The organism is Paraburkholderia sabiae (genome assembly GCF_030412785.1).
Classification (GTDB): Bacteria; Pseudomonadota; Gammaproteobacteria; order Burkholderiales; family Burkholderiaceae; genus Paraburkholderia; species Paraburkholderia sabiae.
This window is the reverse complement of record NZ_CP125295.1, coordinates 932,020-945,584: the sequence shown is the minus strand read 5'-3', so window position 1 is coordinate 945,584 and position 13,565 is coordinate 932,020. Positions and strand designations below refer to the sequence as shown.

Annotated in this window: 14 protein-coding genes; 8 read left to right on the top strand and 6 right to left on the bottom strand. The window is 63.6% G+C overall.

The features are described from left to right. The first annotated feature begins 11 nt into the window (after window positions 1–11). The 3 genes from QEN71_RS04285 to QEN71_RS04275 all read left to right on the top strand — a co-directional run bounded on the left by QEN71_RS04285 (window position 12) and on the right by QEN71_RS04275 (window position 3,645). Entirely contained in the window at window positions 12–1,478 is a 1,467-nt protein-coding gene (locus tag QEN71_RS04285) for a hypothetical protein (RefSeq protein ID WP_201653335.1), read from the top strand. A 24-nt stretch (window positions 1,479–1,502) separates the two neighbouring features. Beyond that, window positions 1,503–3,032, top strand: a complete 1,530-nt coding sequence (locus QEN71_RS04280) for a sigma-54 dependent transcriptional regulator (protein WP_201653333.1) — start codon at window positions 1,503–1,505, stop codon at window positions 3,030–3,032. A 112-nt stretch (window positions 3,033–3,144) separates the two neighbouring features. Continuing rightward, window positions 3,145–3,645 (top strand): dihydrofolate reductase, encoded by a 501-nt coding sequence (locus QEN71_RS04275; protein ID WP_201653330.1) that lies wholly within the window; start codon window positions 3,145–3,147, stop codon window positions 3,643–3,645. 620 nt (window positions 3,646–4,265) lie between these two features. On the opposite strand, the gene pmbA is transcribed toward QEN71_RS04275, so the two are convergent. After that, window positions 4,266–5,636 (bottom strand): metalloprotease PmbA, encoded by a 1,371-nt coding sequence (gene pmbA / locus QEN71_RS04270; protein WP_201653327.1) that lies wholly within the window; start codon window positions 5,634–5,636, stop codon window positions 4,266–4,268. A 220-nt stretch (window positions 5,637–5,856) separates the two neighbouring features. On the opposite strand from pmbA, the gene yjgA reads away from it, so the two are divergent. Together yjgA and mog are read left to right on the top strand one after the other, a co-directional pair. After that, a complete protein-coding gene (gene yjgA, locus QEN71_RS04265; protein ID WP_290370864.1) occupies window positions 5,857–6,468 on the top strand; it encodes a ribosome biogenesis factor YjgA in 612 nt (203 codons plus the stop codon). After that, entirely contained in the window at window positions 6,449–7,075 is a 627-nt protein-coding gene (mog, locus tag QEN71_RS04260) for a molybdopterin adenylyltransferase (protein ID WP_201653324.1), read from the top strand. Before yjgA ends, mog begins: the two co-directional genes overlap by 20 nt. A 4-nt stretch (window positions 7,076–7,079) precedes the next feature. Here the strand turns inward: mog and orn are convergent, their stop codons facing one another. Continuing rightward, window positions 7,080–7,703, bottom strand: a complete 624-nt coding sequence (orn, locus tag QEN71_RS04255) for an oligoribonuclease (RefSeq protein ID WP_201653321.1) — start codon at window positions 7,701–7,703, stop codon at window positions 7,080–7,082. A 91-nt stretch (window positions 7,704–7,794) separates the two neighbouring features. Between orn and QEN71_RS04250 the strand changes: the two genes are divergently transcribed. The 3 genes from QEN71_RS04250 to QEN71_RS04240 are packed head-to-tail and all read left to right on the top strand — an operon-like array spanning window position 7,795 to window position 10,336. Then, window positions 7,795–9,054, top strand: coding sequence for a M48 family metallopeptidase (locus QEN71_RS04250; protein WP_201653317.1), 1,260 nt, complete (start codon window positions 7,795–7,797; stop codon window positions 9,052–9,054). After that, entirely contained in the window at window positions 9,051–10,004 is a 954-nt protein-coding gene (gene rsgA / locus QEN71_RS04245) for a ribosome small subunit-dependent GTPase A (protein WP_201653314.1), read from the top strand. The genes QEN71_RS04250 and rsgA overlap by 4 nt, the downstream gene beginning before the upstream one ends. Before the next feature lie 11 nt (window positions 10,005–10,015). Then, window positions 10,016–10,336, top strand: coding sequence for a putative signal transducing protein (locus QEN71_RS04240; protein WP_201653408.1), 321 nt, complete (start codon window positions 10,016–10,018; stop codon window positions 10,334–10,336). Between the two features lie 24 nt (window positions 10,337–10,360). Here QEN71_RS04240 and QEN71_RS04235 read toward each other — a convergent pair whose 3' ends face one another. The 4 genes from QEN71_RS04235 to trmD form a co-directional block, all read right to left on the bottom strand. Beyond that, entirely contained in the window at window positions 10,361–11,299 is a 939-nt protein-coding gene (locus QEN71_RS04235; RefSeq protein WP_201653311.1) for a CobD/CbiB family protein, read from the bottom strand. A 163-nt stretch (window positions 11,300–11,462) separates the two neighbouring features. After that, window positions 11,463–12,170, bottom strand: a complete 708-nt coding sequence (locus QEN71_RS04230; RefSeq protein WP_201653308.1) for a CoA pyrophosphatase — start codon at window positions 12,168–12,170, stop codon at window positions 11,463–11,465. A 93-nt stretch (window positions 12,171–12,263) separates the two neighbouring features. Further along, on the bottom strand, window positions 12,264–12,647 hold the full coding sequence (gene rplS / locus QEN71_RS04225; RefSeq protein WP_012400181.1) for a 50S ribosomal protein L19: 384 nt from the start codon (window positions 12,645–12,647) through the stop codon (window positions 12,264–12,266). A 145-nt stretch (window positions 12,648–12,792) separates the two neighbouring features. Next, a complete protein-coding gene (trmD, locus tag QEN71_RS04220; RefSeq protein ID WP_201653305.1) occupies window positions 12,793–13,560 on the bottom strand; it encodes a tRNA (guanosine(37)-N1)-methyltransferase TrmD in 768 nt (255 codons plus the stop codon). Window positions 13,561–13,565: the final 5 nt, after the last annotated feature.

Below are 13,565 nucleotides of genomic sequence, written 5' to 3'. Positions count from 1 at the left end.
GGGGAAGAACAATGATGACCGATACAACAGGCAGGAAGCCGCGGATGAGGCTCGCGGCGATACCTGCTGCAGCGATGCTGTTCGCGCTATCGCAGGGGGTGTCCGCCCAGTCCATCGGCAGCCAGTCGCTCGAGGACCGGCTCAACATGCTGATGCGCGTCGTCGATGAGCAGCAGCGTCAGATTCAGTCGCTCGAACGGCAGGTGACGAATCTCGAGATGTCGCAGCGCGGCCGCGGCGCGCCGGGCTATGGCGCGCCCGCCGGCAGCGAGGCCGTCGCCGAGCAGCCGGGCGCCGACGGCCTGCCGATGCCGCTGCCGCCGCTCGCGCAGGTGACGCCGGGCGCGCCCGCGCCGGGCAACGCGACGGGCACGGCCACCGGCGTGCCTGTCAATCCGCCCGCGCCGGAAGGCACGGCGGCGACGGGTTCGCCCGGCACCAGCAATCCGAACGCGCAGGCGAGCGGCCCCGGCATGCCGGAAGGCGCCGTCGGGCAGACGCAGAAAGCGGCCGAACCGGTGCGCACGCAGGCCGAAGAAGCCGTCGTGCAGCGCGAGCACGCGCCCCTCTTCGATCACAAGCTGACGCTGGACTGGGGTATCAGCGACACCTACTACGATCGTCGGCAGTTGCAGCTGTCCGGCTTCCTCGCGCTCGACGCGATCTTTCTCGGCAACATCAATCTGGGGCAGACCAAGTCGCACCAGATCATGGCCGACCTCGATACGCGCTACGGTCTGACGGACCGTGTGAGCGTCGACGTGGACGTGCCGTATGTGTACCGGCATAGCCAGTTCATCGTCGGCGGCGCGGGCGGAGCGGCGAACACGCTGTCCGACGCGTCGGTGAATTCGAGTGCGATCGGCGACGTCAACTTCGGGCTCTACTACCAGATCCTGAAGGAGACCAACAACATTCCCGACGTGGTCGGCAGCCTGCGCGTGAAAGCGCCGACGGGCACCTCGCCGTTCGGGCTCAAGGTCGTGCAGCTCGAACCCGACAACACCAACCTCGTCGCGCCGTCGAAGCTGCCCACGGGCACGGGCTTCTGGAACGTGACGGCGGGCCTGTCGGTGCTGAAGACGTACGATCCCGTCGTGCTGTTCGGCAGCATGTCCTACACGTACAACATCGCGCGCTCGTTCGCGGATATTTCGTCGATCGCCGGACAGACGCAACCCGCGACCGTCAAGCTCGGCGACATCTTCCAGATCGGCGCGGGCGTCGCGCTCGCGTTCTCCGACAAGGATTCGGCGAGCATCTCGTACACGCTCGCGCTGCAGCCCGCATCGAAAACGAAGGCGCCCGGCGGCGACTACGTGAAGGTGCCGGGCAGCGAGACGACGGCAGCCGTGATGAATTTTGGCCTGAACCACGTGGTGAACAAGCATCTGACGATCAACGGTTCGGTATCGATCGGCATGACGCCCGACGCGCCGAACTATGTCATCGGCCTGCGCTTTCCCTATACCTTTTGACGTGACACCGATACGAGGCAGATCGTGCGCGAATCTTCTCATCTGAGTTCCGTAACGCCGCTTGCTGGATCCGGGCTGCGTCTTGCTGTCTCGCGGGGGTCGGAAACGTCCGCCGCACGCCCCGAGGCCGTCGACACGCCACGCGGCGCCACGCCCGAGGCCGGTACGCGCGTCCTGCTGTACGCCGCGCGCACGCCCGACGACGCGCTCGTCGAGCATCTGAAGAGCCGCGGCTGGAGCGTGCTCGTGGCGCGCTCGGCGCACGAGATCGGCAAGCTCATCAAGCCCTCGACGATGTGCGCGGGCATCGTCGACATGGCGAGCTTCCCGGCGCGCGATCTGCCGGGGCTCGAAGCAGGCCTGCGCCAGCAGCAGGTCGGCTGGATCGCGCTCGCCAATCCCGAACGGCTCGCCGATCCCGCCGTGCGGCGGCTGATCCGCCATTACTGCTTCGACTACGTGAAGATTCCCGTGGCGAACGCGACGATCGATTATCTGGTCGGCCATGCGTACGGCATGATCAATCTGGGCGACGCCGACCTGCCGCCCGACACGACGGCCGTCAGCGACGACGAGATGGTCGGCACCTGCGAAGCGATGCAGCAGCTGTTCCGCACGATCCGCAAGGTCGCGAACACCGACGCGAGCGTGTTCATTTCGGGCGAATCGGGCACGGGCAAGGAACTGACGGCGCTCGCGATCCACGAGCGCTCGCCGCGCCGCAAGTCGCCGTTCGTGCCGATCAATTGCGGCGCGATTCCGCATCATCTGCTGCAGTCGGAGCTGTTCGGCTACGAGCGAGGCGCATTCACGGGCGCGAACCAGCGCAAGATCGGACGCGTCGAGGCGGCCAACGGCGGCACGCTCTTTCTCGACGAAATCGGCGATCTGCCGATGGAAAGCCAGGCGAGCCTGTTGCGCTTCCTGCAGGAAGGCAAGATCGAGCGTCTTGGCGGACACGAGTCGATTCCCGTCGACGTGCGCATCATTTCTGCGACCCACGTCGATCTGGAAGGCGCGATGAGCGAAGGACGCTTCCGCCAGGATCTGTTTCACCGGCTGTGCGTGCTGCGCGTCGACGAGCCGCCGCTGCGCGCGCGCGGCAAGGACATCGAACTGCTCGCGCATCACATTCTCGGCAAGTTCAAGACGGACAGCGCGCGCAAGATTCGCGGCTTCACGCCGTCGGCGATCGAGGCGATGTACAACTATCACTGGCCGGGCAACGTGCGCGAGCTGATCAACCGCGTGCGACGCGCGATCGTGATGGCGGAGAGCAAGCTGATCTCGTCGGAGGATCTCGACCTCGCGCAGTTCAGCGAGCAGCAGACGATGAGTCTCGCGCAGGCGCGCGAAGTCGCCGAGAAGCGCGCGATCGAAGTCGCGCTGTTGCGGCACCGGCACCGGCTCAACGAGGCGGCGGCGGATCTGGGGATTTCGCGCGTGACGCTGTATCGGCTGATGGGCACGCATGGCTTGCGCGATGCATCGGGTGACGACAAGGGGGATGGCAAGGGCGCGGCGTATCGCGGTGATGGCGACGTGAGGGAATAGCTTTTCTGGGTTTTGCGTCGGCGTGATCCTAGCGTCGGGCTGGTTGGGGCATGCTGTCGGGTAGAATCGGCGTTTGCTTTTTTACCTCGCTACCTACCCGATTTTCACTCGCATGACGACGCTCACCCTGATCGTCGCTCGCGCCCGCAATGGCGTGATCGGCCGTGACAACCAGCTGCCCTGGCGGCTTCCCGAAGACCTCGCTTTCTTCAAGCGCACGACGATGGGCGCGCCCATCGTGATGGGGCGCAAGACGCATGAATCGATTGGCCGCGTGTTGCCGGGACGACGCAATATCGTCGTGACGCGCGATGCCGCGCGACGGTTCGAGGGCTGCGACACCGTGACGAATCTCGACGATGCGTTGGCGCTTGCGGCGCGCGATGGGGCTGCGGAGGTGTTTTTGATCGGCGGTGCGCAGTTGTATGAGGAAGGTTTGCGGCGCGCCGGGAAGATGATCGTGACTGAGATTCACGCTGACTTTGAAGGTGATGCGTGGTTTCCTGCGCCTGATGCGGCGCTGTGGGAAGAGGTTTCTCGCGAGACGCATGTGGCTAAAGAGCCTAATGACTTTGAATATGCCTTTGTGATTTATCGGCGCGTTGGCGCTTGAGGTTTTTGGTTTTTTTCGCTGGGGTGGCGTCCGCGTTTTCGTGTCGGTTCGCTAGCGTTGCCCCTGTGCGGGGCGGCACCTACTTTTCTTTGCAGCGGCAAAGAAAAGTAGGCAAAAGAAAGCCGCTTCAAACCTCCGGTGCCCGCCAGGATAACGCCACGGCGCGCGTTCTTTGAGCTGTCGCGCAGCGACGCACACACTCCGTAGAAAGCCCGCAGTCAGGTGCGCGCGGCGCGAAAGATGACATCCACATGGGGCACATTCGGTCGGCGTGGTCTTGTCCGTTTGCCGTCGGCCCAATTGCGGCGGTATGTGCTCGAGACTGTGTGTGGGATTTTCGCGCTGTGCGCGGTTGACTGCGGGCTTTCTACAGAGTGCGGACGTCGCTGCGCAATTGCTCAACTGCGGCACGCCGCAGCGCCATCCTGGCAGGCACCGGAGGTTCAAAAGCGGCTTTCTTTTGCCTACTTTTCTTTGCCGCGGCAAAGAAAAGTAGGTGCCGCCCCGCACAGGGGCAACGCTAGCAAACCGACACGAAAACGCGGATGCCAGCGAAACCCAAAACCAAAAAACAAAACAAAAAAACCAGAACCGCGACTAGCGTCGCAGACGAAGAAAAATCACTGCCCAGCGACAGTCATCCGCTCGATCAAAACAGAGCCAGTCTGCTTGGTCCCACGGACAATAGTATCCGCGCCAATAGCGACAACATGCCGGAACATCTCCTGCAACGTGCTCGCCACGGTAATCTCCTCGACGGGATACTGGATCTTCCCATTCTCGACCCAGAACCCAGACGCGCCACGCGAATAATCGCCCGTCACGTAGTTGACGCCCTGCCCCATCAGTTCCGTCAGGAGCAAACCGGTACCGAGCTTCCGCAACATCTCTTCGAAATCATCGGACTCTTGCGTCAGCGAACTGCGCAGCGACAGATTATGCGAGCCGCCTGCGTTACCCGTCGTCGGCATGCCGAGCTTGCGCGCCGAATACGTCGACAGGAAATAGCCCTCGACGACGCCGTCCTTCACCACCGAACGCTGCTTCGTCCGCACACCTTCTTCATCGAACGGTGCGCTGCCCATCGCGCGCGGCACGTGCGGATCTTCGACCACCTGCACATGCGGCGCAAACACCGGCTTGCCCAGGCTATCGACGAGAAACGATGTCTTGCGATACAGCGCGCCGCCGCTCGTCGCCTGCACGAACGCGCCGAGCAGACCGGCAGCCAGCGGCGCCTCGAACAGCACGGGCACCTTGCGCGTGTCCAGACCGCGTGCGCCCATGCGCGCCAGCGCGCGCTCGGCGGCATAGCGGCCCACGGCTTCAGGATTGGCGAGTTCGCCCGCGCTGCGCTTCGACGTGTACCAGTCGTCGCGCTGCATGTTGCGGCCGCTGCCAGCAATAGGCGCACACGCGACGTAGTGACGCGAATACGGATAGCCCGCCAGGAAACCGCGTGACGTGCCGAGCACGAACTGCGAATGCTGCGCCGACACGCTCGCGCCTTCCGAATTCTTGATCTGCGGGCTCGTCGCGAACGCGGCATCTTCTGCCCGGCGAGCGAGTTCGACGGCTTCGTCGGCGTCCAGATTCCAAGGGTGATACAGGTCGAGATCGCGCGGATCGGTTTCGAGCAACTCTGCTTCCGCAAGGCCCGCGCAGTCGTCTTCCGCCGTGAAGCGCGCGATGTTGTACGCGGCCATCACCGTGTCCTTCAGCGCCTCGGACGAAAAGTCGGACGTGCTCGCATTACCCCGCTTGTTGCCGATGAACACCGTCACGCCGACCATCTTGTCGCGGTTGTGCTCGATCGTCTCGACTTCGCCGCGCCGCACGGAAACGGACAGGCCGTCGCCTTCCGAGATTTCGGTGGCCGCGTCGCTCGCGCCGAGCGACTTTGCGTGACGAAGAATGTCGGAGGCGATTTCCTTCAGTTCGTCCTGCGTATGGGGGAAAAAGCGTTGCCGGGCTTCCGTGTCTGCTGCCATTGTCGTTTGCCGTCCTGAGTTGCGGTGCCGTCCGGGCCGAAGCCCGCGAGAGTTCGTCGTTGCAAGCGCTGTGTCCAGCCGGCCTGTGCGCCGACGCATCCCGCGATCATAGCAAGCTCTTCGCTGACGTACCTGGCATTCGCATGTGCTTCGCGCCTATGCCATCCGGCGCCCGGTATCTGCTCAGGCTGGCGCGCCCCGGCAAGCTACAATATCGCGCATGACACGCAAAACCCGCATTCAACCCATGGAACCCGCTGCCGTCGTCGACGACAACGGGTATGACCGTCCCAGCAAATCGCAACTGAAGCGCGACATGCACGCGCTGCAGGAGCTGGGCGTAGAGATCGTCGCGCTGCCGAAAGACGCGCTCAAGCGCATGCCGATGCCCGAATCCCTCGACGAAGCCGTGCGCGAAGCGCGCCGCATCACCGATCACGAAGGCAAGCGCCGCCAGATGCAATACGTCGGCAAGGTGATGCGCGGCCTGCTCGACAGCGAAACGGCCGCGCTGCGCGAAGCGCTCGACAAGTACAAGGGCGTCAACAAGGCGGAGACGGCTCGCCTGCACTGGATCGAGCGTACGCGCGAACAGCTGCTCGCCGACGACGCCGCGCTGACGGAGTTCATCCGCCAGCACCCCGCCGCCGATCCGCAGGAAGGTCGCACGCTGATCCGCAACGCCCGCAAGGAAGCGCAGCAAGGCAAGGCGCCGCGCTATTTCCGCGAGCTGTTCCAGTGGATCAAGAACGCCGACGGCGGAAGCACCGACGATGACGACATCAACGATTCCGACGAACCGGACGATCACGATGACGATTCCCACGCGTAATCATCCCGACGAGCTGATCGTCGGTCTCGTGTCGATCAGCGACCGTGCAAGCACGGGCGTCTATGAGGACAAGGGCATCCCGTCGTTACAGGAATGGCTCGGCGCCGCGCTGACGTCGCCGTTTCGCACGGAAACGCGGCTGATACAGGACGACGCGCAGACCATCACAAAGACACTGATCGAACTCGTCGACGAAGCCGGTTGCGATCTGGTGCTGACGACAGGCGGCACGGGCCCGGCGCGGCGCGACGTGACGCCCGAAGCGACGCTGGCAGCCGGTACGAAGGAAATGCCGGGGTTCGGCGAGCAGATGCGCCAGATCAGTCTGAACTTCGTGCCGACGGCGATCCTGTCGCGTCAGGTTGCAGTGATCCGCGAAACGGCGGACCGCGCCGCGCTGATCATCAATCTGCCGGGACAGCCGAAGTCGATCAAGGAAACGCTCGAAGGGCTGCGCGATGCGGAAGGGAAAGTGAAGGTGCCGGGCATTTTCGCCGCTGTGCCGTATTGCATCGATCTGATCGGCGGCCCGTACATCGAGACGAACGCCGCCGTGGTGACGGCGTTCCGGCCGAAGAGCGCAGTGCGCGCTCCGCGGCAAAGCTGAGACGTTACTTCGCGCTGGTGTCGCTTGACGGCGCGTCGGCTGCGCCGGCCGCCGGGACCAGGAAATGCTCGCGGTAGTAGCGCAGTTCGTCGATGGATTCGTGGATGTCGGCGAGCGCCGTATGCATCGCGCGCTTCTGGAAGCCTTTGTAGATGGCGGGCTGCCAGCGGCGGCACAGCTCCTTCAGCGTGCTGACGTCGAGGTTGCGGTAATGGAAGAACGTTTCCAGTTCGGGCATCCAGCGCGCCATGAAACGGCGGTCCTGGCAGATCGAGTTGCCGCACATCGGCGACTTGCCGGGCGGCACGTACTGGCCGAGGAATTCGCGAATCTGCGCGGTCGCGTCTGCTTCCGTCACCGTCGACGCGCGCACGCGGTCGATCAGCCCCGAACGGCCATGTGTGTTCTTGTTCCAGTCGTCCATCTTGCCGAGCGTTTCGTCGCTCTGATGGATCGCCAGCACGGGGCCTTCGACCATTTTGTCGAGCGTCGAATTGGTCACGACCACGGCGATTTCGATGATGCGGTCGTTGTCGGGATCGAGCCCCGTCATTTCCATGTCGAGCCAGACGAGATTCATGTCGGTGCGCGCGAGCGGCTGGTCGACGGATTCGATAATGTCAGTCATTGAAGGCAACCCTGATTTGGATGGCGCGTTCCCGCCCGCAGGCGTGAACAAACATATAATTCTCGCATAGAACCACCCACGGATTCCCCGGATGCCTACTCTGTACTTCACCGTTCTGTTCGTGATCGCCGTGGTGGCGATGGTCGGCACGAAGCTCTGGCTCGCGTCGCGGCAGATCCGCTTCGTTGCAGCGCACCGCGAAAGCGTGCCGCAGCAGTTCTCGGGCACGATCGCCCTCACGGCGCACCAGCGCGCCGCCGATTACACCGTCGAGCGCACGCGGCTGACGATGGCCGAAATCGTCGTCGGCGCCGCTGTGCTGATTGCGCTCACATTGCTGGGCGGCGTGCAGGCGCTCGATCTGGCAATCGACGACTGGCTCGGGCGCGGCTATGTCGGCCAGATCGCGCTGGTTGCGGCCGTCATCGCGATCACGAGCGTGATCGACCTGCCCTTCGACTACTACCGTCAGTTCGTGGTCGAGCAGCGTTTCGGCTTCAACCGGATGACGAAGCGCATCTTTTTCGCCGACCGGATCAAAGGCGTGCTGCTCGGCGCCGCGTTCGGTTTGCCGCTGCTGTTCGTCGTACTGTGGCTGATGAACCAGGCGGGCACGTACTGGTGGTGGTGGACGTGGGTCGTCTGGGTCGTGTTCCAGATGCTCGTGCTGATTCTGTATCCCACTTTCATCGCGCCGATGTTCAACAAGTTCGAGCCGCTCAAGGATGAGGCGCTCGTGCAGCGCATCGACGCGCTGATGAAGCGTTGCGGCTTCGCGGCCAAGGGCCTCTTCGTAATGGACGGCAGCCGCCGCTCCGCGCACGGCAACGCGTACTTCACCGGCTTCGGCTCGTCGAAGCGCATCGTGTTCTTCGACACGCTGCTCTCGCGTCTGTCGGGCAGCGAGATCGAAGCGGTGCTCGCGCACGAACTCGGCCACTTCAAGCGTCGCCACGTGATCAAGCGGATGATCGTCACGTTCCTGATCAGCCTCGCGATGCTCGCGCTGCTCGGCTGGCTCGCGCAACGCACGTGGTTCTTCGAAGGCCTCGGCGTGCGTCCGTCGTTGACGGGCAGCAACGACGGCCTCGCGCTCGTGCTGTTCTTCCTCGCGGTGCCCGTATTCCTGTTCTTCGTGACGCCGCTCGGCAGCCTCAGTTCGCGCAAGCATGAGTTCGAAGCCGACGCGTTCGCCGCGACGCAGACCGACGCGAAAGATCTCGTCAACGCGCTCGTCAAGCTGTACGAAGACAACGCGTCGACGCTCACGCCCGACCCGCTCTATACCGCGTTCTATTATTCGCATCCGCCCGCCTCGCAGCGGATCGACCGGCTGCTGCGTCACGCATGAGCGGCCGTTCCCCGAAAGCGTTGCGCGCCGCTGCCGCTGGCGACCGCGCGCAGGACCGCGTGCGCGGCCTCGTGATCGCCGCGCATGGCCGTCACTACATCGTCGCGTCCGAAGACGGCAGCGCGATCCTGCAATGCTTCCCGCGCGGCAAGCGCAGTGAGATTGCCGTCGGCGATCAGGTGCTGTACGAACCGACGTCCGCCGATCAGGGCGTGATCGTCGAGATCGGCGAGCGGCGCAATCTGCTGTATCGCTCGGATCAGTACAAGTCGAAGCTCTTCGCCGCGAATCTCGATCAGTTGCTGATCGTGCTCGCCACCGAGCCGCATTTCAGCGAAGACCTGCTCGGCCGCGCGCTCGTCGCCGCCGAGGAGAACGAGCTGAAGCCGCTGATCGTGCTGAACAAGATCGACGTCGAAGCCGCGCTGCCGCTCGCGCGCAAGCGGCTCGAACTGTATCGCGGGCTGGGTTACACGGTGCTCGAAGTGTCGATCAAGATGCAACCGGACGCCGCGCGCGCGACGCTCGAAGAACATCTGCACGGCCATTCGACGCTGCTGCTCGGCCAGTCGGGCATGGGCAAGTCGACGCTCGTGAATCTGCTGATTCCCGACGCCGAAGTCGCGACGCGCGAAATCTCGACGGCGCTCAACAGCGGCCGCCATACGACCACGTTCACGCGCCTCTACCCGCTTCCGGGCGTCGAAGGCGCGCTGATCGATTCACCCGGCTTCCAGGAATTCGGCCTGCATCACCTGACGGAAGGCAAGCTCGAACGCGCGTTCCCCGAGTTCAGGCCGCTCTTGCCGAATTGCCGCTTCTACAACTGCCATCATCTGCATGAGCCGGGCTGCGCGATTCTCGAGGCCGTCGCCGATGGCCGCATCGCGAAGGAACGGCACGCGCTCTATGCGCAGCTCGTGCACGAGGCGAGCCAGATCGTCCGCTAATCGAGATCATGATGAAGCTGATGCGCGCGCCCAATGTCGTGATCGGGCAGCATTGGGTCAACGTGCTGGCGGCAGCGGGCATCGCGTGCGAATTGCATAACCGCTATCTGAGCGGCGCGATCGGTGAAATTCCGGCGGATCAGTGCGCGCCGGAGTTGTGGCTCGTCGACGAACGCGACGAAGCGTTGGCAAGAAGATTGATCGATGCGGCGCGCAGCGGGCCGGCAGCCGATGCGCCGCGCTGGCGCTGCGCAACGTGCGGCGAAATGCTCGAAGCGCAGTTCACCGTGTGCTGGAATTGCGGAACGGCGCGCGATCCGCTGGACGGTTGAGCGCCGTTTTCGATGTGATTGCTTTCAGGCGAGCCAGACGGCGATCGTCAGCATCAGCAGCAGGATCATCCACAGAATGACCGCGCGCCACACGAGGCCCACCGCCGATTGCAGCGTGCGCGGCGTGCAGTCGTCGCCGACAGGCATCGGGCCGCCGTCGCCCGTCGCCAGCGCGTCGAGACTCGACACTTCGGCGAGCGGACCCGCGAGGCGCGCGCCCAGCGCGCCGCTGCCGGCAGCGAGCAGCACGCCGTCGTTCGCATCGGGCCATTGACGCGCGTGGTTGCGCCACGCATAGATCGCGTCCTCGAAATTCCCGACGATCGCAAAGCCCAGCGACGTTAAACGCGCCGGAATCCAGTCGATCACGAAGAACGCGCGCTGCGCGAAGGTGGAGAACGCAACGGTCCGGTCGTCGGTGGGCTTCGCCCACGTGCGCGCCAGATACTCGGCCGTGCGATACAGCACGGCGCCAGCAGGGCCAACGGGAATCAGGAACCAGAAGAACACGCCGAACACGTGCCGATGCGAGGCCACGACGGCGTGGATGAGCGTGTGGCGCACGATCTCGCTAACGGGCATGTCGACGGTATCCATGCCCGTCCATTCGTTGAGGATTTCACGCGCGCGCGGCACGTCGTCGTTGTTCAGCGACAGATGGATGTCGGTGAAATAGTGGCTGAACTGGCGGAAACCGAGCGTGAAGTACAGCACCGCGACGTTCCACAGGAACGCGAGCACGAAGTGGATCTCGTACAGCACGAAGTAGATCAGGCCCGTGACGAGCGTCCAGGGCAGCACGACGACCAGCCACGCGAGAAAGCCGTGCTTTTCCTTGCCAGCATCGAAGCCGTGCGCCGTCGACTCCGCATGGTATTGAAGGAGCGCCGACACCGGGTTGTTCGGCGACAGCGCGCGCACCTGTTCGAGGATGAGGGCCAACAATACGGAGAAAAAAGTCATGCGAGACGCCGTGCTATTCGAGTTCTTGCCGGGCAGTGGTTGCCGGCCGATCTGGTCCGATGTGCGGAATTGGTCATTACGATAGCACAGGGTCGGATGAGGCTGAGTTGCTGCAATACAAACGTAATGCGGCAGGCCCGTGTGCTATTCGCGCTGCGATACGTCAAGCGGCGAGGAAGCGATAGAAATTGCGCAACATGCCCGCCGTTGCACCCCAGATGAAGTAATCGCCGCCAGTTCCGCCTGGCGTGCCGCGCGGATAGGGCATTGCAAAAAAACGACGATCGCCGCCTTCCCATGTCAGCACGCGCACTTCGTGGTTCTTTGGATCCATCAGGAAGCGCAGCGGGACTTCGAAGATTTCCGCGACTTCGAACGTGTCGGCCTGCACCGTGAACGGCGGATGCACGAGTCCGACGACGGGCGTCACGCGGAATCCGGTGCCCGTCAGGTATTCGGGCAACGAGCCGAGCACTTCAACCCGCGACGGATCCAGCCCTACCTCTTCCTGCGCTTCACGCAGCGCTGTTGCCGTCGTCGTGGCGTCGTGCGGTTCGTGTCGTCCGCCGGGGAAGCTGACCTGCCCCGCGTGATCGTTCAGATGCGCGGTGCGCTGCGTGAGCAGCACGGTCAACCCCTCTTCGCGCACGACCAGCGCCACGAGCACGGCGGCTACACGCGGATCGCTCGTGTCGCGCCAACGCACCTCGCGCGTCTCCTGTTCCCACGGCAGGGTCTGTTCGAAGCGCGCGCGCACGCCGTCCGGCGTCAGACGATCGGGCGCGATGGCGGGCAGAACGACATCTGCCGGTTCGACAGGCAAGCTTTCGGGATCAAAAACGGGACGGGAGGGACGGGAAGGCGCGGTCAATGGAAGTCTCGAAACGAGCGCTCGTGGGACATAACGCTATTTTGACCTGACAAACAAAAAAGCACCCGCGAGGGGTGCTTTTTCTTACAGCTTTTACGCTTGAGCAGCGCGGTCTTTCGACACCAGCTTCTCTTTGATTCGAGCCGACTTGCCCGAACGCTCGCGCAGGTAGTACAGCTTTGCACGACGCACATCGCCACGACGCTTCACGACGATGCTTGCCAGCAGCGGCGAATACGTTTGGAACGTACGCTCGACGCCTTCGCCCGACGAAATCTTGCGGACGATGAACGACGAGTTGAGGCCACGGTTACGCTTCGCGATCACGACGCCTTCGTAGGCCTGAACGCGCTTGCGGTTACCTTCAACCACGTTGACGCTCACGATCACCGTATCGCCGGGGGCGAATTCGGGAATGGTCTTGCCTGCGAGCGCGCGCTCGATTTCTTCCTGCTCGAGTTTTGCAATCAGATTCATTACTGACTCCTGGTGCCATCTTGTCGGCGTTCGTACCTGCCTCGCGCTTCGCGCCCGGCTACGGCCCCGATAGAGGATGGGTTCACATCAGGAACCGGCCACGCATGGACGGTTCCGCCTGGATCTCACGACGTCGCCCGAAGCTTTAAGACTTCGATGCTTCCTTCGCGAGATTTGTGAGCCACGTCTCGTCGGCGCGACTCAACAACTTGTTCTTTCTGGCCTGAACGATCAGATCGGGCCGCTTGTGCAACGTGTTGCGCAGAGCTTCGCGCCGCCGCCATTGCTCGATTTCCGCATGATGGCCACCGAGCAGCACATCGGGCACACGCACACCGTCGTATTCCTCGGGACGCGTGTAGTGCGGGCAATCCAGCAACCCATCGACGAAACTGTCCTGCACCGCCGATTGTGCGTCGTTCAACACGCCCGGCAGATGTCGCACGACGGCATCGATCAACGCCATGGCCGGCAACTCGCCGCCCGACAGCACGAAGTCGCCGAGGCTGACTTCTTCGTCGACGACACGATCGATCAGACGCTGATCGATCGCCTCATAGCGGCCGCACAGCAGGATCAGACCAGGTTCGGCGGCAAAGCGCATGACCTTGTCGTGATTGAGCGTGGCGCCTTGCGGCGACATCATCACGACACGTGCGCCGCCAATGCCCTGCTCCGCCTGCGCCGCTTTCGCGGCGTCGATCGCGTCTTCCAGCGGTTTGGCCAGCATCACCATGCCGGGGCCGCCGCCGTACGGGCGATCGTCGATTGTGCGGTAGTTGTCGGTTGTGAAATCGCGCGGATTCCACGTGCGCAAACCATAACGCTCCTGCTTCGCCGCCCGGCTCGTGATACCCCAGTCGGTCAGCGCGCGAAACATTTCAGGAAAGAGCGTAACGATATCGAACTGCATCGCTC

Coding starts and splice junctions, on each gene's coding strand:
- QEN71_RS04285 (WP_201653335.1), top strand. CDS start 12: ATGATGACCGATACAACAGGCAGGAAGCCGCGGATGAGGCTCGCGGCG.
- QEN71_RS04275 (WP_201653330.1), top strand. CDS start 3,145: ATGACGACGCTCACCCTGATCGTCGCTCGCGCCCGCAATGGCGTGATC.
- mog (WP_201653324.1), top strand. CDS start 6,449: ATGACGATTCCCACGCGTAATCATCCCGACGAGCTGATCGTCGGTCTC.
- orn (WP_201653321.1), bottom strand. CDS start 7,703: ATGACTGACATTATCGAATCCGTCGACCAGCCGCTCGCGCGCACCGAC.
- rplS (WP_012400181.1), bottom strand. CDS start 12,647: ATGAATCTGATTGCAAAACTCGAGCAGGAAGAAATCGAGCGCGCGCTC.
- pmbA (WP_201653327.1), bottom strand. CDS start 5,636: ATGGCAGCAGACACGGAAGCCCGGCAACGCTTTTTCCCCCATACGCAG.
- yjgA (WP_290370864.1), top strand. CDS start 5,857: ATGACACGCAAAACCCGCATTCAACCCATGGAACCCGCTGCCGTCGTC.
- QEN71_RS04240 (WP_201653408.1), top strand. CDS start 10,016: ATGAAGCTGATGCGCGCGCCCAATGTCGTGATCGGGCAGCATTGGGTC.
- QEN71_RS04235 (WP_201653311.1), bottom strand. CDS start 11,299: ATGACTTTTTTCTCCGTATTGTTGGCCCTCATCCTCGAACAGGTGCGC.
- rsgA (WP_201653314.1), top strand. CDS start 9,051: ATGAGCGGCCGTTCCCCGAAAGCGTTGCGCGCCGCTGCCGCTGGCGAC.
- trmD (WP_201653305.1), bottom strand. CDS start 13,560: ATGCAGTTCGATATCGTTACGCTCTTTCCTGAAATGTTTCGCGCGCTG.
- QEN71_RS04250 (WP_201653317.1), top strand. CDS start 7,795: ATGCCTACTCTGTACTTCACCGTTCTGTTCGTGATCGCCGTGGTGGCG.